17 protein-coding genes and 1 pseudogene are annotated in these 18,621 nt (G+C 60.7%); 10 read left to right on the top strand and 8 right to left on the bottom strand.

The features are described 5' to 3' along the window. Nucleotides 1–5: 5 nt before the first annotated feature. A protein-coding gene (locus KDK82_RS29280; protein WP_088165044.1) for an IS3 family transposase occupies nucleotides 6–1,189 on the bottom strand; the annotation gives its coding sequence in 2 pieces (ribosomal slippage) (nucleotides 6–898 and nucleotides 898–1,189; 1,185 coding nt in all). Nucleotides 1,190–1,193: 4 nt separating this feature from the next. Between KDK82_RS29280 and KDK82_RS29285 the strand changes: the two are divergent. Further along, nucleotides 1,194–2,338 (top strand): annotated as a pseudogene (locus KDK82_RS29285) (IS3 family transposase). A gap of 118 nt (nucleotides 2,339–2,456) precedes the next feature. On the opposite strand, the gene KDK82_RS32350 reads toward KDK82_RS29285, so the two are convergent. Together KDK82_RS32350 and KDK82_RS33505 are read right to left on the bottom strand one after the other, a co-directional pair. Then, a complete protein-coding gene (locus KDK82_RS32350; RefSeq protein WP_143343530.1) occupies nucleotides 2,457–3,806 on the bottom strand; it encodes a hypothetical protein in 1,350 nt (449 codons plus the stop codon). 273 nt (nucleotides 3,807–4,079) lie between these two features. Then, entirely contained in the window at nucleotides 4,080–4,361 is a 282-nt protein-coding gene (locus KDK82_RS33505; protein WP_368731472.1) for a helix-turn-helix transcriptional regulator, read from the bottom strand. Between the two features lie 218 nt (nucleotides 4,362–4,579). On the opposite strand from KDK82_RS33505, the gene KDK82_RS32355 reads away from it, so the two are divergent. Next, nucleotides 4,580–5,449 (top strand): hypothetical protein, encoded by an 870-nt coding sequence (locus KDK82_RS32355; RefSeq protein WP_143343531.1) that lies wholly within the window; start codon nucleotides 4,580–4,582, stop codon nucleotides 5,447–5,449. A gap of 218 nt (nucleotides 5,450–5,667) precedes the next feature. Here the strand turns inward: KDK82_RS32355 and KDK82_RS29295 are convergent, their stop codons facing one another. From KDK82_RS29295 to KDK82_RS29305, 3 genes are all read right to left on the bottom strand, one after another. After that, nucleotides 5,668–6,024 carry a DUF86 domain-containing protein gene (locus KDK82_RS29295; RefSeq protein WP_088166945.1) on the bottom strand — a complete coding sequence of 119 codons (357 nt, stop codon included), beginning with the start codon at nucleotides 6,022–6,024 and terminating at the stop codon, nucleotides 5,668–5,670. Next, entirely contained in the window at nucleotides 6,021–6,311 is a 291-nt protein-coding gene (locus KDK82_RS29300) for a nucleotidyltransferase family protein (RefSeq protein WP_088166946.1), read from the bottom strand. The genes KDK82_RS29295 and KDK82_RS29300 overlap by 4 nt, the downstream gene beginning before the upstream one ends. An 81-nt stretch (nucleotides 6,312–6,392) precedes the next feature. After that, nucleotides 6,393–7,583: a site-specific integrase gene (locus KDK82_RS29305; protein ID WP_179217996.1), complete on the bottom strand. Its 1,191-nt coding sequence runs from the start codon at nucleotides 7,581–7,583 to the stop codon at nucleotides 6,393–6,395. A 574-nt stretch (nucleotides 7,584–8,157) separates the two neighbouring features. Between KDK82_RS29305 and KDK82_RS29310 the strand changes: the two genes are divergently transcribed. Beyond that, complete coding sequence (locus KDK82_RS29310; RefSeq protein ID WP_088166947.1) at nucleotides 8,158–9,630, top strand: glycosyltransferase family 39 protein; 1,473 nt, start codon at nucleotides 8,158–8,160, stop codon at nucleotides 9,628–9,630. Between the two features lie 24 nt (nucleotides 9,631–9,654). On the opposite strand, the gene KDK82_RS29315 is transcribed toward KDK82_RS29310, so the two are convergent. Both KDK82_RS29315 and KDK82_RS29320 read right to left on the bottom strand, forming a co-directional pair. Then, nucleotides 9,655–10,173, bottom strand: a complete 519-nt coding sequence (locus KDK82_RS29315; protein WP_088166948.1) for a hypothetical protein — start codon at nucleotides 10,171–10,173, stop codon at nucleotides 9,655–9,657. Nucleotides 10,174–10,370: 197 nt separating this feature from the next. Then, the gene (locus KDK82_RS29320) at nucleotides 10,371–11,030 is read right to left on the bottom strand and encodes a TetR/AcrR family transcriptional regulator (protein WP_088166949.1); all 660 of its coding nucleotides are present in this window, start codon (nucleotides 11,028–11,030) and stop codon (nucleotides 10,371–10,373) included. A gap of 60 nt (nucleotides 11,031–11,090) precedes the next feature. On the opposite strand from KDK82_RS29320, the gene KDK82_RS29325 reads away from it, so the two are divergent. The 7 genes from KDK82_RS29325 (at nucleotide 11,091) to KDK82_RS29355 (ending at nucleotide 18,536) form a co-directional block, all read left to right on the top strand. Then, the gene (locus tag KDK82_RS29325; protein ID WP_088167004.1) at nucleotides 11,091–12,299 is read left to right on the top strand and encodes an arabinose transporter; all 1,209 of its coding nucleotides are present in this window, start codon (nucleotides 11,091–11,093) and stop codon (nucleotides 12,297–12,299) included. Beyond that, on the top strand, nucleotides 12,292–13,065 hold the full coding sequence (locus KDK82_RS29330; RefSeq protein ID WP_088166950.1) for a siderophore-interacting protein: 774 nt from the start codon (nucleotides 12,292–12,294) through the stop codon (nucleotides 13,063–13,065). The genes KDK82_RS29325 and KDK82_RS29330 overlap by 8 nt, the downstream gene beginning before the upstream one ends. Before the next feature lie 132 nt (nucleotides 13,066–13,197). Beyond that, entirely contained in the window at nucleotides 13,198–14,631 is a 1,434-nt protein-coding gene (locus KDK82_RS29335; RefSeq protein WP_088166951.1) for an amidase, read from the top strand. Nucleotide 14,632: 1 nt separating this feature from the next. Next, nucleotides 14,633–15,508, top strand: a complete 876-nt coding sequence (locus tag KDK82_RS29340; protein WP_013803733.1) for a polysaccharide deacetylase — start codon at nucleotides 14,633–14,635, stop codon at nucleotides 15,506–15,508. Between the two features lie 28 nt (nucleotides 15,509–15,536). Then, nucleotides 15,537–16,982, top strand: coding sequence for an MFS transporter (locus KDK82_RS29345; protein ID WP_088166952.1), 1,446 nt, complete (start codon nucleotides 15,537–15,539; stop codon nucleotides 16,980–16,982). Between the two features lie 7 nt (nucleotides 16,983–16,989). Continuing rightward, nucleotides 16,990–17,766: an SDR family NAD(P)-dependent oxidoreductase gene (locus tag KDK82_RS29350; RefSeq protein ID WP_088166953.1), complete on the top strand. Its 777-nt coding sequence runs from the start codon at nucleotides 16,990–16,992 to the stop codon at nucleotides 17,764–17,766. An 11-nt stretch (nucleotides 17,767–17,777) separates the two neighbouring features. Continuing rightward, a complete protein-coding gene (locus KDK82_RS29355; RefSeq protein WP_088166954.1) occupies nucleotides 17,778–18,536 on the top strand; it encodes an SDR family NAD(P)-dependent oxidoreductase in 759 nt (252 codons plus the stop codon). Nucleotides 18,537–18,621 lie beyond the last annotated feature (85 nt).

An 18,621-nucleotide genomic window follows, 5' to 3' on the forward strand; every position in this document is an offset into this window, starting at 1 on the left:
CCAAGTCATGCAGCCAAACGAGCGTTCTCCCAGGTCACTGGGGGCAGGAAGCCGTTGGCCGAGTGCAGGCGCTGGCGGTTGTACCAGCCCTCGATCCAATCGACTATGTCCAGCCTGGCCTGCGCTCGCGTGTCGTAGCGTACCTGATGGATGCGCTCGACCTTCAGCGTCTTGAAGAAGCTCTCCATCGGCGCGTTGTCCCAGGCATTGGCCTTCCTGCTCATGGACATCGTGATGCCCAGCTCGGCGGCCAGTGCCCGGTAGCGCCCGCCGGCATACTGCGACCCGCGGTCGGTGTGGACCAGCAGCCCCTTGGCAGGTTTGCGCAGCCACCATGCCGACTTCAAAGCGGAGCACACCAGCGTGGCGTCGATGGTCTCGGACATCGACCAGCCGACGATGCGCCGACTGGCCAGGTCCAGCACGGCGGCCAGGTACAGCCAGCCCTCGCAGGTGGGCACGTACGTGATGTCCGCCACCCACGCCTGGTCGCTCTGCCAACCATCAAAGCGCCGATCCAGCAGATTCGGCGCCACCGGCAAACGGTGCGCCGAGTCGGTGGTCGTCACGAACGGCTTTCTGTACACCGGGCGCAGGCCCTGGCGCCGCAGGCTCTTTCGCACTCGCTCGGCGCTGACGACCTCTCCCTGCTGGCGCAGCTTGTGAACGATCCGAGGGCGGCCATAGCTTCGACGGCTGGCATCGTGGATGGCCGCCACCTTGGCGTCCAGAGCCTGGTTGGCCAGCGTGTTGGGACTGGGCGGGCGCACGCGCCATTGGCAGTAGCCGCTGCGAGACACCTGCAGCACGCGGCAAAGCCGACTGACGGTGTATTGGTCGCGATGCTCGTCGATCCAGGCGTACTTCATCGCGACCCCCTGGCGAAGTACGCCGTCGCTTTTCGAAGGACTTCCACATCCAGCTTCGCGTCGGCCAGTTCTCTGCGCAGGCGGCTGTTCTCCGCCTCCAGTTCACTCACGGGGCGGCGCGCAGGCGCCTCGGTGGGCGGCACAGCCGCGCCACTGCCGCCGCTCGCTGCGACACCTCGCCTGGACCAGTTGCCCAACGTTGCCACCGGCACGCCCAGGCGACGTGCTGCCTCGTGTCCGCCGACTGACGCCGCGAGTCTGACGGCCTCAGCCTTGAATTCCTGTGTGTACTGCCGCTTGGGCAGCTTGCCTTCTTTCATTTCGATTCTCCGTACCTCTGAAGTTATCAACTTCTTGCTGTACGTGAAATCGAGGCAGGGTCAAGGCGTTGCAGTGGAGCAAGCTGCGCGCGACCTAGATGTGCACGAGACGCGGCTGAGGGCATGGATGCGCGAGCTGACGGCAGACTCGCAGCAGGCGTTCCCCGGCAAGGGCGTGATGAAGCCCGAGCAGGCCGGGATAGAGCGGCTGCGCAAGGAGGTTGCCAAGCTCAAGATGGAGCGCGACATCCTGAAAAAAGCCGCGGCCTTCTTCGCCAAGGAGTCGATGTGAAGTTCGGCTTCGTTGCGAAACACCGAGGGGCCTGGCCGGTGAATCTGATGTGCGAGGCACTCGGTGTCTCGCGAAGTGGCTTCTATGCCTGGTTGGTGAGGCCGCGCAGCCAGCGTAGCCTGAGTGATGAGCGGTTGGGTGCGCAGGTACGACAAAGCTTCTTGGGTAGCGACCGAACATACGGAGCACGGCGCATCTGGCATGACGTGCTGGCATGACGTGCTGGCATTGGGGGAGCACACCGCATTGAGCGACTGATGCGTGAACAGGCGCTACGCGCACGGCCGCGTCGCCGAGGTCTGCCTAAGGACCATGGCGAGCGCAGTGCCATCGCCGACAACTTGCTGGATCGCCAGTTCAAGGCCGATGCACCGAACCGCAAGTGGATGGCCGACTTTACCTATATCTGGACGGCTGAAGGCTGGCTGTATGTGGCGGTGGTGCTGGACCTGTACTCGCGACGCATCGTGGGTTGGTCGATGCAGTCCAGCATGACCAGCCAACTCGTGGCTGATGCGCTGATGATGGCTGTTTGGCGTCGTGGACGGCCGCAGGAATTGCTGCATCAATCTGACCAGGGCAGCCAGTACACCAGCGAGCACTTCCAGCGTCTGCTGAATGAGCAAGGCATCGTGTGCAGCATGAGCCGTGCTGGCGAAGTCTGGGACAACTCGGCAATGAAAAGCTTCTTCAGTAGCCTGAAGACGGAGCGTACGGCTCGCAAGATCTACTGCTCGCGCAAGCAAGCGAAGTCAGATGGGTTCGACTACATCGAGCGGTTCTACAACCCGACGCATCGGCACTCGACGCTTGGGTACAACAGTCCGATAGCGTTCGAGGAAGCTCGAGAAGCTTAGGCTGGTGTCGACGAAACCGGCAGCAGCCCAAATCTCGACTGCGACTGTGACGACAACGGTACAAAAAAGGGCGTGCAACCAATAAGTCACACGCCCTCTTCATTTTTTAGACTCCTGCTCAATCATCAGCCATGTTTGCATGGTTTGGGATTTTCAAACTGCCAATACCTCGATAGGGCTTGGCAGCCACAGCCTCGACACAGGGCTCATCGCCCATCAGGTCAGAGACATCTGAAGTTTGGGATTCAACGTTCGGCTTGTACGCCCAGACGGCACCAGCATTTTTCACCTTTTTCAAGAACATTGGCATATTTCTGCGATTGAAAACATAGGGCCAAAGCTCACGATACTTTTTTGAAAGCACTGGAGGCTTTGGTTGCACGAGCCAATCCATCGCCTTCAGTCGCTTGTGATATTTCCATGGAATAGAGATATCAATCCGCGTTTTCTCATGAATTTTCTTCTTCAGCTCATAACGCTGGCTTTTTGTCATCTCATCGAGAGTCGGCAATTTTTCAGAAGAATCACCCTCTTCGTTTTTGCAATTCTCCTTACCAGCATAGTAAGAAGTCAAGAATTTTTGAATATTATCGTCTAGCTTGGCAAGGTCATAAGAACGATGCTTGTTGTGACGAAAATCCTCATCTAAACGCAACATTAAACGTAACTTTTGAAAGACATCAGCGATTACTTTTTCTGATTTTTTTGGATCTTTCCACTCCATAACGCTCATCATATCTGAATGGTTTTTCTTCAAGTAAGCTTCGGTGATTTTTAGCTCGATACGCAAACCACATTTACTCACACTATAGATTTTCTCCTTAACCTTGGGATCTAAAGAATCCGCACCATCATATAGCCCATACTTCTTTTTACTAGGATTATCCTGCCATTTTATATATGCAAGCAAAGATGGATAATTGCGGACATTCAAGTAAACTGACCTACTTATATCCTCACCAATATGAGGTCTATCGGTTGTGGGCAGATAGTGATAGATTGAATTTATACGAAGCTCAAGCTCATCGCGCATAGCCATTGCTTCCTCAACACTATCGAATTTGAGCAAATAGGTAAGATCCAAGCTTTTAATAAAAGCATTCCTCAACTTTATTAGTTCAATATATTTCTCATTAACTCCAATATTTTTCAAATATTCCTTCAAAAAAGTCATGGCAATCTTTGCAGATTCATACACCAAAATATGCAGGAATGCGTTATTACCGATAACGCACGCAGGAATATTGATACTCACAAAAAAACCAATTAAGTTTTCCTTAGCCTTATCTAAGCAAGGTGCAACCTTGAACTCACCTCCCGTGACGCGCGACACTAAAGTAATCATTCGACCTCCCGTAACTCCATCCCCAGAGAATGATGGCCAAAAATTACACTTAAAGTACTTTTCAGCCTTTTTGTAAGGCATTGGCTTTTTAAGAAAAAACATTATCCCAGGTGAATCACACATTTCTTTTCACTCCATAAATTGATTTCTTAATGTTGGTTTACAGCTATACGATAGTTACTTCATTACTACCTTGATAAGTGCCTTGCTAGCTAGTGCCTACATTTAATTATCTCTAGGCTCAAATAATGACTTTGCAAGCTGCTTTTCAACAAAAAAACTAATCGATCATCAAATTTCATCTTATTTAACCGGCATAAATTTTCTTTTTATGCCATGCAAATACACCTGACTTTTACAGTTTTTGGTATGCAAAAGTCAGGCAATGAATAAGCGTCAATTCATCTCCATCAGGTGCTTACGCAACGAGCCAACCTGCCAAGCAGTTATGCGCGTTGAGATCTTCACAGGGACAGGGATATGACCGGCTTTAACGTGACGCCAAACGGTTGCGCGTGAGCACGCATACAGCCCTTGCACCACATCTATGCGGACATGGGCGGAATTGGGAAGCTGATCGAAGTCCAGCAAAGGATCAAGGCGTGGACGGGCAAGCTTGGTTGAGGCAGCTGCGCAGTCAGCGCCTGTAGCAAGGATAGGTTTTTGGCGATATGCCATAGCAAGCTCCTAGTGCTACGGACGACATGCAGGATGCAGTCGCCCAGCTACCAGGCTTTACAGATTTAGAAAATTTGCAGGCAGGGCAGTTGCTTGCTTTGCTGAACTGTTAGGTGTGAGGTACGATGGTTAGGTATGTGTTAGGCCATCTGTTAGGCATATTGTTAGGTACCAATCTTCATTGCTCAGCAAGATAAAAATATTCATCCAATAAAACCATGACAAAAATCTTTCAACATGATATTTATCACTGGTCACTTGAAGAATTCATTCGATTGATCGTCATTAAAACTGAAATACCCATCAATAACGAACAGCTTAGAAAGCATATTTTTCATGAGATCAAAAAAAATAGAGTTACTGAAAATCAGTATCAACCGCCTGACGAAATCGATACTTGTCTAGTAGAAGCGGCTGAAAGAATCGTAGGAGTGCTATCCAATACCATAGCGCACATTTCATTAGAAATGAGTTTGCCGATTATTTTTTGGATGAGAATCGCACTGAGTCTTCACAACCAATACCAAATCAATATTGATAGTGTTGTAGAGGATTACTCAAAGTGGCGCAATAATGAGGGTAAAAACCTACAATTGGTTTATTCACCAAGAATAAGTAAAAGTAAATCGGAAATCATTCCTTTTGATCTCTTCCTAGTACAGACAGGTTATAAGAGGATTCCTCAAGTTTTAAAAACTTCCGAGTGGCACCTTGAGGAAATCAAAGGAATAGTCGCAAAAAATACAAAAAAGGCAAAAGACCCATATTGCAATATTGGAGAGCCAGCTTTCATAAAACTAAAAGAAATGATGAAAAAAGCCGCCTTGAATATACAAATAAAAAATCTTCTCCCATATCATGGAGACGGGAAAGTAAAACATTTATTTTATGGAAAAAGAGAAGACCTATACAATATATTAGTTGAAAAATATTCTTTAGATATCGCTTTCAGCTCATACTGCCAAGCCTCCCCTAAGTTCGTTAACCTGACCCGAAAGAAATTAAATCTATCTTCTGCTCAGATTCAAATCATCAAACTCAGAAAAACAAAACCTTTAACACCATTAAAACCAGTACATGAAATTTAATTTCACAATCACTTAAGTCAATCATTTCATTTCTATATTCTCAAAAATACACCTCTTTTCTCCAGCTGTAGCGATTCCAATTTACAAGAATTTTCATCCGATAAACTTAGCCTTCAGGCTGAGAAATTTAAATAACGTACAAACAAAAAAAGGGACACATTTTTTGTCCCTTTTTTCTGAATAGTAGTACTGAAAATTATCTTCAACTCACATAGAAATCATAAATCAGTATTTTTTCCAACTGCGATTAGTTGTTTCTTTAATTCAGGCAATGCTGTTTCTACGGTATCCCAGACCACATCTAGATTGATATCGAAATATCCATGGGCGATGCGATTGCGCATCCCGCGCATAGCTCTCCAAGGAACATTAGGATTCGCTGCTGCAAAATCACCATAGCCATCCATGACCTTGGTGGCTGCTTCGCCAAGAATGATGAGGCTCATGATGACCGCTTGCTGCGTCTTCTTGTCTGCCTCAAATTCGTCTCGGGTCATGCCCACAACAAAGCCACATGCATCTGCAGCCGCCTGCTGCATATGATCAATGTAATCAGGCAACCTGTTCATATTCATACAGGCCGGGCCTCCAAAAGGACTTGATCGCGGAATTTGGCGGGTAAATCGTAGGGGGTCAGCAAATCGACCTGAATACCAAGGATGCTCTCCAATTCATCCTGCAAGCCCCCCAGATCAAAGAGCGTGGCACCCGGAAGAGCATCAACGATCAAATCCAAGTCGCTGCCTTCTTGATCGGTTCCATGCACGACGGAGCCAAATACACGCGGGTTTTCAGTGCGATAACGGCCCACTGCTGCGCGTACATCGCTACGCCTAATTTCAAGTGCTTGTGATGGTCGCATGGGAAGCTCCTTGCTCTACTCAATTATGCGCAATGCGCCACAGGGAAGAAAAGGCTGGCGATCACTTCCAAAGCCTTAGCGCTAAAGAATGAATTCGGCCCACTTCTGCATCATCTCACGACGCTTCTCCAGCATGTCGCCTCGCCGGTAAGCTGCTTCTACCTTGTTGCTGACCACGTGTGCCAGCGCCATCTCAGCCATTTCCTGGGGATAGTCCGTCGCTTCCGCAGCCCAGTCACGGAAGGTCGAGCGAAAGCCGTGCACCGTCAAATCATTGCGCTGCATCCGGCGAAGCACCGCCGTGAGCGTCATATCCGAAAGAGGCTTATGGTCCCGCACACTGGGGAAAACGACGTTCGTGCCAGCCAAAAGCACTTGTTCCTGCTGACGCAGCAAGGCCACGGCAGCATCTGACAATGGAATCCGGTGTTCGCGCCCCGCCTTCATGCGTTCAGCAGGTACAACCCACAGACGAGCTGACAAGTCAACCTCGTCCCATACCATGCCTCGCACCTCACCGGATCGAGCAGCAGTGAGGATGGTGAAGCGCAACGCCAAAGCACCAACACCGGCCTGCGCCTCCAGCGAAGTCATGAACGGTCGCATGTCCTTCCACGGAAGTGCCGCGAAGTGGCGCGTCCGAGAGACCTTGGTGCGGGCAGGAAACAGCGAGTCAAGGTGCCCTTTCCAACGCGCTGGGTTGTCTCCACTGCGCAGGCGGCGGGCACTGGCCCAGCCAAGGATGGATTCAATGCGCCCTCGCAAACGAGAAGCCGTTTCAGGCTTACTGTTCCAAATAGGCTCAAGCACGCGCACCACATGTTCGGTCTCCACCAGAGCCACATCCATCTTGCCCACCACAGGTTCAGCGTACATGGCCAACGTGCTGACCCACTGCTCTGCATGCTTGGCATTTTTCCAACCAGCACGATGCGACTCGATGTACTGCGCCGCACACCAGGCGAACGTGACCTTTTTAGCTTGCTCCGCTCGTGCGGTCGCCATGGCCTCCTGCTTGACCTTCATCGGATCAACGCCTTCACGCACCTGCTTGCGCCATGCCATGGCTTTGTCCCGTGCTTCGGCCAGCGAAACATCAGGGTATGGCCCAAGCCCCGTCCAACGCTCTCGCCCGGCCATCGTGTAGCGCAAGATCCAGGATTTGGAGCCACCTTCCGTGACCTTCAGCCACAGCCCGGCACCATCGCCATGCATGCCAGCTTCCTTGATTCGGCTGGCTTGCAACTGCGTCAATTTATTCGCTTTCACCATACGTTTAAGTTCGACGGAAACTGGAGGCCCATTTTGCTCTCGTTATACGGAATAGTATACGGAAAAAACAGAATATTGTGCGATGCACAATGAGTCAATCTGAGACAATCAAAATCATAACTCATTGTTTTTTATTAAAAAAACTCTGAATTTTGATGTTTTATGATGTGAAATGAAACATCAGTTCGACTGTCACAGCCTCCGCCAGATTCAGATGATCAGAAACAAAGCGCCTGCCCAGGCGCTTTTTTCTTGTCCATCGCGCACCAGGCAGGTTCAACCAGCGCCCTGCCCCCGGCTGCAGCCACGCAGCCCGCCGTGAGCCCGCAGGCAACGGCCTCCACACATTCTTCACACAGTCTTTACATTGGATTAACCAAGCAGACATAAGCTGCAGGGCTTCTAGCGCCCGCGTAAGCAAAGAGTCCGTAGCCAACGCTGAAGCTCCCGTTCGACCGCCTCCCTGGGAATTTCCCCTGTGCCAGCGCACTTGTCATCGCCGCTGGCAATTCCTATGACCCATCCCGTTCCTTCACAAGCAGCGAGCGCGATTACGCGAAGCGCTCCGCTGACCATGCCCGCACCGTCGCTTTCGCTGGACATCAAGGTCCTCATCGGCCTCTTGCTCTTTTCGGTGGTCTGGCTGCTGCAGATCGACAGCTCCAGCCTCACGGCACCCAAGGACAACCTCGAACAGCTGACCTGGGTGCACAGCCTGGAGTGGGGCTACTACAAGCACCCGCCCCTGCCGACCTGGCTGCTTTCGGTGCCGGTTCATCTGTTCGGGCTGTCTGCGCGCACCAGCTACGCCACCGGCGCGCTTTTCACGCTGGCGGGCCTGTTCCTTTTCTGGAAGCTGCTGAATGACTTGCGCGGCAGCGGCTACGCCACGCTGGCCCTGTTGGCGGCCATGTGCATCACCTACTACAACGAGCGGATGCACTTCTTCAACCATGAAGTGGTGCTGATGCCCTTCTTCGCGGCCAGCGCCCTGCTGGTGTGGCGTGCGGTGGGCAGCAGGCAGCTGCGCTGGTGGGCCGCCCTGGGCTGCTGCCTGGGGCTGGGCGCACTGGCCAAGTACCAGATGATCCTGGCCGCCGTGGCGGTATTCCTGTTCTGGCTGGCGTCAGGCGCCTGGCGCGAGCGGGTGCACATGATCGGCCTGGTGCTGGCGGCAGCCATCTCGCTGGCCATCATCTCGCCGCACCTGTACTGGCTTTTCCTGAACGACTTCGGCCCCATCCGCTATGCCACCGAATCCTCGCTGGGCGCCAGCCTGGGCGGCGGCGCAAGACTGCTCAATACGCTGCACTGGCTGGCCGACCAGCTGCTCAACCGTGCATTGCTCGCCTGGGTGCTGCTGGGACTGGTGATAGCCCTGCACCGCCGCAGCCGCCTTGTGCCGCAGGACACACCGCAGCGTCCCGGGACAGCCGATGCATCGCGCGCGCTGATCCTATGCTTCGGCCTCACGCCCATCGTGCTGACCTGCGCCATCGGCATCTTTGCGGGCTCGTCGCTGCAGCTGCACTGGGGCACGCCCTTTCTGCTGCTGGCCGTTCCCGTCGCCATGGAGCTGGCCGGTGCCAGGCTGCACCCGTCGCGCATATCGATCACCACCGCCATCAAGTGCTTCGTGGCGATTCAACTGGCCTTGCTGCTCGTGGCCCAGATGACCTCGGCGCGCAGTGAACTGCGGCTTAACAGCCGGCACTGGAGAAACTTCGATTCAAAGGCCTTGAGCCAGGCGCTTGCCGAACCCGCGCGCGAAGCGCTGGGCGGCGATATCCGCGTGATCGCAGGCCCCACGGCCGAGGCCAAGGCCCTGGCCATGAAGCTGCGCGAAAAGCCGCTGGTGCTGATCGACGGGCGCATGGACATCAGCCCGTGGATTTCCCAGCACATGGTGGATGCCTGCGGCGTGCTGCATCTGCAGCTGGCTGCGTCGCAGCCGCCCGGCCATCAGCCGGTGGGAGAAGGATTTCCATCCCTCTTCTGGCGTGTCACCCCGCCGGAGGAAGATGCGGGCAGCTGCGTCCCAAGCTGAACAGGGTGATGGCCGGGCCCGGCACTAGCGAACCAGCACGTGCCGCACATCGATGGCAAAGCCGCTCAAACCCTTGCCCGGGGTTTCGCCGTCTTCGACGTCCACATCGAACAACTGCCAGTGCGCTTGCCTGCCTTGCGGCAAAGGCAGACAGGAGATCTGCGGCCCCATGTCGATCATGGCTGCGATGTTGTTGACCGCCTGCACCTGTGCCGCGCGCACCAGGGGCATCAGCAGGTCGTCGGCAATGCCCAACGCGCGCAGGCGGCCCAGCGCCTGCTGCGCATCGCTGAGCAACGGGCCTTCGTTGACGTTCACATTTCCTTGGTGCAGTTGCTCCAGCCAGCGGCTGTCGCCGGCAGCCGCCACCTCGCTGCACAACCCGTGAACCAGTGCCGCCATAGCCACGGCGGGCTCTCCGCGGCTTTCGCTCAGAGCCCATAGCACGGGCTCGGTCATACCAAGCGATTCGTAATAAGGGAACAGCCCGTGCAGCTCGGGATGCTGTTCGAGCAGGTACTCGCTGTAGGACTTTTTGGGCATGGGCGTGCAGTGTGTTTTCAGATCAGGGCTTGGGGATTTTCTGAGCAGATGGCGATATCTGGCTCATTGGCTCCGTGCTTTTTCTTGCGCCGGAGGAAGACAGCAGAATCCGGGTCATATTTGCGGGCAGCCTGCCTTCGGGGCTGAAGAGGCTTTCGCGCCCTGAGGACCTGGCGACCAAATCGCTCCTTGCATCCTCAACCCAGGGCAGGCGCTCGCAGATACCCCATCAGCACCTGCACGATGCCATCCTCCAGGGCCTGGGGGGTGAACATGACCGGCGGATCGATGACGGCGGCATGCACCAGGGACTCCATGGTCTGCAGCAGCATCCAGGTGGCCAGGTCCAGATCGCGGTGGGCGAGCTGACTGCGGTGCAGCTCCAGGAGCTGGCGCACCTGGCGGAAGATGCCGCCGTCCGCCGCGCTTTGCTCGCGCGGCGCGTCGAAGAAGGGGAACTCCTTTTCCAGCACCCGGTGCAGATCGGGCTCGACCCGGTGCGCCGCCAGCAGCGCGCGGACCATGGCCTGCACATGGCCTTGCAGGCCCTGCGGCCGCTCGGCCGCAAGCACGGCGGCAATGGCCGCGTACATCTGCGCGGCGTGGCGCTCGTGCAAGGCCGTGATCAGCGAGTCCTTGTTGGGAAAGTACTGGTAGAGCGAACCCACGCTCACGCCTGCGCGCTCGGCCACCAGATTGGTGTTGGTGGCGGCGTAGCCGCGTTCTGCAAGAACGCGAGCCGCGGCCTCCAGAATGGCCTCGACCGTGGCAAGGGAACGCGCCTGCCGTGGCTGCTTGCGGGGCTGGGGCAGCTGCCGCTGCGCCGCCTGCGAATGCGAGTTTTCAATGCGAGCCATGGCTCATATTCTCCTGGACATGTGACCTGAGTTTTTACTCGTATTTGAAAGGGAATGCACATGTCTTCCGGAATTTCGCCATCCGCGGCCGCGTCGCCGCCGGTGAACGCATTCGCGCGGCTGCTGCCGCTGACGCTGGCGGTCTTCGTCAGCTTTCTCTGCCTGGGCATGCCCATGCCCGTGCTGCCCCTGCACCTGAGCCAGACCCTGGGACTGGGCACGCTGGGCGTGGGCACGGTGATGGGCTGCCAGTTCGCGGCGGCCCTGCTGTCGCGGGCCTGGGCCGGCTCTCTGGCCGACACGCGCGGCGCCAGGCGTGCCGTGGTGCTGGGTATGTTGCTGGCCGCCGCTTCGGGCGCGGCCTACCTGATGTCCCGCGCATTCGAGGGCGGACAGGCCGCAGTCTGGGTACTGGCCGCCGGCCGCGTGATGCTGGGCTGCGCCGAGAGCCTGATCATCACCGGCGCCCTGAGCTGGGGCATGGCAATGATCGGCCCGCAACATGCCGGCAAGGTGATGGCCTGGGTGGGCATTGCCATGTACGGCGCCTATGCGGCGGGCGCGCCGGCCGGCGTGGCAGTGCAGGCCGTCTGGGGCTTCTCGGGCATTGCCGTGGCCACCATCGTGCTGCCGCTGGCCGCCCTGGCCATGGTCTGGGGCCTGCGCGCCACGCCGGCTGCGGCCCAGCGCCGCACACCGTTCTACAAGGTGCTGGGCACGGTGTGGCTGCCCGGCCTGGGGCTGGCCCTGTCCAGCGCGGGCTTTGGCGTGATCACCACTTTTGCGGCGCTGCTGTTCGCGTCGCGCGGGTGGGGCGCGGCCTCGCTGGCCTTCACAGCCTTCGGCCTGGCCTTCATCGGGGCGCGTTTGTTCTTCGGCCATCTGCCTGACAGGCTGGGCGGCGTGCGGGTGGCGCTGGCCAGCATTCCGCTGGAGGCGGCGGGCCTGCTGCTGATCTGGGGCGGCGGCGATGCGGCCTGGGCCTACGCGGGAGCCGCACTCACCGGCTTCGGCTATTCGCTGGCCTTCCCGGCCTTCGGCGTGGAAGCCGTCCGCCGTGCGCCACCCCAGGCGCGCGGTGCGGCCATGGGCGCCTATGTGGCCTTCTTCGACCTGTCCATGGGATTGACGGCCCCCGCCGCCGGGCTGCTGGCCAGTGTCACGGGCGTCGGAGACGTGTATTTCGCCGCCGCCGTGAGCGTGGCCCTGTCCATTGTCGTGGCCCTGCTGCTGCGCGTGAACGCAGCCCGGGGAGCCTCCCATGGCTGAGCCGCTTCACACCCCCGCCGGCACGCAGCGCGCCCTGGGCACCGTGGTGAACGTGCAGTCCATCACCCCGCGCATGCGCCGCATCACGCTGGGCGGCGAGCAGATTGCCGCCTTCTCGCGAGCGCCCGCCGCGGATGCGCCCGCCGCCTGGGTCAAGCTGTTCCTGCCGTCCGGCGAAGGCCGGGCCTATACGCTGCGCAGCGTGGACCGCCAGGCCGGCACGCTGGACATTGACCTGGTGCTGCATGGCGATGCGTTCAATGCCAACCATCAGAACAACACCTCCGCTGGCGGCGACGGCCCCGCCTCCCGCTGGGCCGCCCAGGCCCGCGTGGGCGAGCAGGTGGCCATTGCCGGCCCGCGCAGTGGCGGCTTCGCTCCACCGGCCGACACCGATTGGATGATGCTGGCAGGCGATGCATCGGCCCTTCCGGCCATGCAGTCCATCGCCGCGAGTCTGCCGGCCTCCGCCCGGGTCAAGGCCTATGTGGAAATCGTCGACGACGGCGAATGCCAACCCATGGACAGCGCCGCCAACTGGCGCACCGAGTGGATCACCGCTGCGCCAGGCCAGCCCGGCCAGAGGCTGTGCCAGCGGCTCATGTACCGGCCGCTGCCGCTGGGCATCGGCTATCTGTGGATGGCCGGCGAGTCCGGCGCCATGCGCACGTTGAAGATGCACTTCCTGGACCGTGGCATCGCCCGCACGCAGCTGAGCACCAAGGGCTACTGGAAATCCGGCGAGGCGGACCACAAGGATCGCTAGGGCCGCTAGGGCCGCGCACGCAGCTTTCTCCCCCCATCAACAGCGCCACATCCCCCGGGTAACCACCCGGACGCGGGATGCAGGCGCTCACTAGAATCAAAAAATGAACTTTGACATCAACATTCAAATTCAATGAAAACCAATGGCTGCCAGACGGCGCCTCCCTCGGCCTCCGAACTGCATGCGGCCTATGCAGCCGGCACGCTGACGCCCATGCAAGCCACCGAGCACTGCCTGCGCGTTGCCTGCGCAAGCCAGTCCGTGTTCACGCGCATCACGGCGGACCGCGCGCTCGAAGAGGCCCGGCAGTCCACCGAGCGCTGGTGCGCGGGCCGGCCGCTGGGGCCGCTGGACGGCATCCCCATCAGCTGGAAAGACTTGTTCGACGTGCGCGGCACGCCGACCACGGCGGCCTCGGCCCTGCTGCAGTCGGCCGCACCAGCCCGGGCCGACGCCACCGTGGTGGCGCGTGCCGCAGCGGCCGGCATGGTCTGCCTGGGCAAAACCAATCTCAGTGAGTTCGCCTACTCGGGCCTGGGGCTCAATCCCTGCTTCGGCACGCCGGTGTTTGCACATGAGGGAGGCCACGACCGGGCGCCCGGAGGCTCGTCCAGCGGCGCTGCGCTGGCCGTGGCCCTGGGGTGCGGGCCGCTGGCCATGGGCACGGACACGGCGGGGTCCGTGCGCATTCCCGCCGCCTTCAACGGGCTGGTGGGCTATCGCGCCAGCAGGGGACGCTATTGCCTGCAGGGCGTGTTTGCGCTGGCGCCGTCCCTGGACACGCTGGGGCCGCTGGCCCTGAGCGTGGCCGACTGCATGGCGCTGGACCGCGTGCTGCGCGGGCTGACCGACGACGGCCATGCCAACGCATCCCCCGCCGCGGACCTGCGCAATCAGGTGTTCTGCACGGACCTCAGCCTGCTGGATGACGACCGCGTGCAAGCTCCCGTGCGCAACAACCTCCTGTCCTCCCTGGCCTTGCTGGAGACCCGGGGCGCCCGCGTGGAGCGCCGCACGCTGCGCAGCCTGCGCGCCGTACGGACGCTGACCCGGCGCCATGGCTGGCTGGGCGCCCATGAAGCCTTTGCCACCCACCGCGCGCGCCTGGACGATGCCGATCAGGCCGCACGCATGGACCCGCGCGTGCGCCAGCGCCTGGAGGCGGCCAGGCATCTGAGTCCTGACAGCTACCGGACATTGATCGCCCAGCGCGCACCACTGATGGCCTTGTTCGCGCAGGAGCTGGGCGATGCCACCCTGGTGCTGCCCACCACGGGCCACACCGCACCCCTGCTGCTGCCGCTGCTGGACGACGACAGGCTGTTTGCCGAAACCAACCTCGCCACGCTGCGGCTGACCATGCCCGGCAGCTACCTGGACACGCCGGCCGTGGCCCTGCCCAGCGGCGTGCAGCGCATTCCCGGCCTGGACGGCAGGCCTGCGTTTCTGCCCACGGGCCTGCAGCTCATGCGCCCCCGGGGCGATGACGACCGGCTGCTGCGCATTGCGCTGAGCGTCGAACAGGTTCTTTCCCCCTCCACCGTTCCCATTGATAGGAGTGCATGACATGAGCAAGGAAATCCAGATCACGTTTGGCGTGGACGTCGATGCCGTCGGCGGCTGGCTCGGTTCGTATGGCGGGGAAGACTCGCCCGACGACATCTCGCGCGGCATGTTCGCGGGCGAGGTCGGCTCGCTGCGGCTGCTCAAGCTGTTCCACAAATACGGCCTGAAGACCACCTGGTTCATTCCGGGCCACTCCGCCGAGACCTTTCCCGAGCAGATGAAGGCCGTGGTGGACGCGGGCCACGAAATCGGCATCCACGGCTACAGCCATGAGAACCCGATTGCCATGACGCCCGAGCAGGAAGAGGCCGTGCTGGACCGCAGCATCGAAGTCATCACGCGGCTGGCCGGCCGCGCGCCCACGGGCTACGTCGCTCCGTGGTGGGAATTCAGCCCGGTCACCAACGAGCTGCTGCTCAAGAAAGGCATCAAGTACGACCACAGCCTGATGCACAACGACTTCCACCCGTACTACGTGCGCGTGGGCGACCAGTGGACCCGCATCGACTACAGCAAGCATCCCGACACCTGGATGAAGCCCCTTGTGCGCGGCAAGGAGACACGGCTGGTCGAGATCCCCGCCAACTGGTATCTGGACGACCTGCCGCCCATGATGTTCATCAAGAAGTCGCCCAACAGCCACGGCTTCGTCAACCCGCGCGACATAGAGCAGATGTGGCGCGACCAGTTCGACTGGGTCTACCGCGAGCACGACTACGCGGTCTTCCCCATCACCATCCACCCCGATGTCTCCGGCCGGCCCCAGGTGCTGCTGATGCTGGAGCGCCTGATCGAGCATTTCCAGTCGCATGAGGGCGTGCGCTTCATGACGTGCGACCAGATCGCCGACGACTTCCTGCGCCGCCAGCCGCGTTGATGCCGCATCCCACCTCAGCGAGGACACCATGAATACCTCCGCCATTGCCTCCGACGCCCCAGGCGCCGGCCATCCGGCCCCGGCCGGGATCGATGCCCCCTGGACCGCGCCCACCGTGACGCGCAGGCAGGTCAGCTACGCCACCTGGGTCTGCTTTTTCGCCTGGGTCTTTGCCGTCTACGACTTCATCCTCTTCGGCACCCTGCTGCCACAACTGGGCGAGCACTTCCAGTGGAGCGCCGAGCAGCAGGCGCGCCTGAACACCTGGGTAACGCTGGGCACGGTGATCGTGGCCTTTGCCATCGGCCCCATCGCCGACCGGCTGGGGCGGCGCAAGGGCATCATCATCGCCGTGGCAGGCGCCGCGCTGTGCTCGGGACTGACAGCGCTGGCCGGCTGGGTGATCGGCCTGTCGGCGGGCCTGGGCTTCGTGCTGCTGATCGTGGTGCGCTCGCTGGCGGGCCTGGGCTACGCCGAGCAAAGCATCAACGCCACCTACCTGAGCGAGCTGTTCTCCCTGGTCTATACGGACCCGGCCTCGCTGCGGCGGCGTGGCTTCATCTACTCGCTGGTGCAGGGCGGCTGGCCCGTGGGCGCCGTGCTCACCGCCGTGCTGGTGGCCCTGCTGTATCCGCTGGGCGAGCGCTGGTTCGGCCAGGGCGGTGGCTGGGCGCTGTCCTTCGTGTTCGCCATGTTCCCGGCCCTGGTGATCGCCGTGCTGGGCCGCCGGCTGGTGGAAACGCCCCAGTTCCTGACCGCGCGGCGCGTGGCCGATCTGCGCCGCGCCGGGCGCGAGGCAGAGGCCATGCGCCTGGCGCAGGAGCATGGCGCCAGCGCACAGCAGGAGCAGCACACCGGCCTGTCGGCCATGTTCCGCGGTGCCTCGCTGCGGCCCACGCTGTCGCTGGCCCTGGGCTTTTTCCTGAACTGGTTCGCCATCGTGATCTTCGCGGTGCTGGGCACTTCGGTGCTGGGCGGCGCGGGCGGCACGCCGGGCAAGGGCGTGGATTTCTCCAGCGCGCTGCAGGTGCTCATCATCTCCAATCTCGCGGGCTTTCTGGGCTATGTCTTCCATGGCTGGCTCGGTGACCGCATAGGCCGGCGCAACGCCGTGGCCATCGGCTGGATGCTGGGTGGCCTGGCCTTCGCGCTCATGCTGAACGCGCCCTCGGGCGACTTCTGGCGCATCGTGCCGCTGTACTCGCTGGGGCTGTTCTTCCTGATCGGCCCCTATGCCGCCGCCCTGTTCCTGATCGGCGAGAGCTTTCCCAGCCACATCCGTGCCACGGCCAGCTCCTTCGTCAACGCCATGGGCCAGGTGGGCGCCATCGCGGCAGGCTTTGGCGTGACCTGGACGCTGTCGCAAGGCTCGGACTGGGTGCAGGCGGCGCTGTACTGGGGCGCCATTCCCTGCGCGGCCTCGGGCCTGCTGATGTTTCTGGCGCCCCATGTCGATCCCGAGACCGTGAAGTGAGGCCGGCATGAACCCGGACATCCGAAGCAACAAGGTGGCCCTCGTCACGGGTGCCGCCAGCGGCATAGGCCAGGCGCTGGCCGTGGCCTATGCGCAGGCAGGCATTGCCGTGGCCGGCAGCTACTACCCCCGGGATCCGCACGATCCCGGCCAGACCCTGGAACTCGTCGAACGCGCGGGCGGGCGGTGCGTCATGGAGGCGGTCGATGTGGGCGATGCCGAACAGGTCGAGCACCTGGCCCGGGTCGCCGTGGACCGCTTCGGCCGGCTGGACTTCGCCGTCGCCAATGCGGGTTTGCTGCGCCAGGCGGCCCTGGCCGAGATGAGCGATGCGCAGTGGCTGGAGGTCATCAACATCGACCTGGGCGGCGTGATGCGCACCTTCCGGGCCAGTGCGCGCCACATGGCTGCAGGCGGGGCCATGGTGGCCGTCTCCTCCATTGCAGGCGGCGTCTACGGCTGGGAGCAGCATGCCCACTATGCGGCCGCCAAGGCAGGCGTGCCCGGGCTGTGCCGCGCCGTGGCCATGGAGCTGGCACCGCGCGGCATACGCTGCAATGCCGTGATTCCGGGCCTGATCGAGACGCCGCAATCGCTGGACCCGGTCAACTCGCTGGGGCCGGAGGGCCTGGCGCTGGCGGCCAGGGGCATCCCGCTGGGACGCGTGGGGCAGGCCCGCGAAATCGCCGCCCTGATCCGTTTCCTGACCAGCGACGAGGCCTCCTACATCACCGGCCAATCCATCATTGCCGACGGCGGCCTGACCGTGCGCTGGCCCAGTTGAGGACATCCGACATGAACACCCCCAAGCCCCTGGACGGCCGCCGCGCCGTCGTGACAGGCGCCGGCAGCGGCATCGGCGAGGCCATCGCCCTGGCCTATGCGCAGGCCGGCGCGCAGCTGTTGCTGGCCGACATCGATGCCGCCCGCGCCGACAGCGTGGCACAGCGCTGCCGCGCGCTGGGCGCGCAGGCCGAGACCGTCATCGGCGACGTGGGCGACGAGTCCACGGCCCACCGCATCATCGACCGCTGCGTGCAGGCCTTCGGCGGCATCGACATCCTGGTGAACAACGCCGGCATGCTCACCCAGTCGCGCTGCGCCGACATGTCCACCGCGATGTGGGACGAGATGCTGCGCGTGGACCTGCGCAGCGTCTTCCTGTGCGCGCGGCGCGCGGTGCCGCACATGCAGGCCCAGCGCTGGGGCCGCATCATCAACATCGCCTCGCAGCTGGGCATCAAGGGCGGCGTGGAGCTGAGCCACTATGCGGCGGCCAAGGCCGGCGTGATCGGCTTCACCAAGTCGCTGGCGCTGGAAGTGGCACCCGACAACGTCCTGGTCAACGCCATTGCCCCCGGCCCCATCGCCACGCCGCTGGTCGATGGCATCAGCGCGGACTGGAAGCGCGCCAAGGAGGCCAGCCTGCCGCTGGGCCGCTTCGGCCGCGCCGACGAGGTGGCGCCCACGGCCGTGCTGCTGGCCTCCGATCCCGGTGGCAATCTGTATGTGGGACAGACGCTGGGGCCCAACTCCGGCGATGTCATGCCGTGAAAAGAAGCACCCCCTGAGTCGCTTCGCGCCTTCCCCCTCTCTTCGGAGGGGGGCGTACGGGCAGCCGGCGACACCCTCGGTGCGG

This window comes from Delftia sp. K82 (assembly GCF_002193035.1).
Classification (GTDB): Bacteria; Pseudomonadota; Gammaproteobacteria; order Burkholderiales; family Burkholderiaceae_C; genus Comamonas; species Comamonas acidovorans.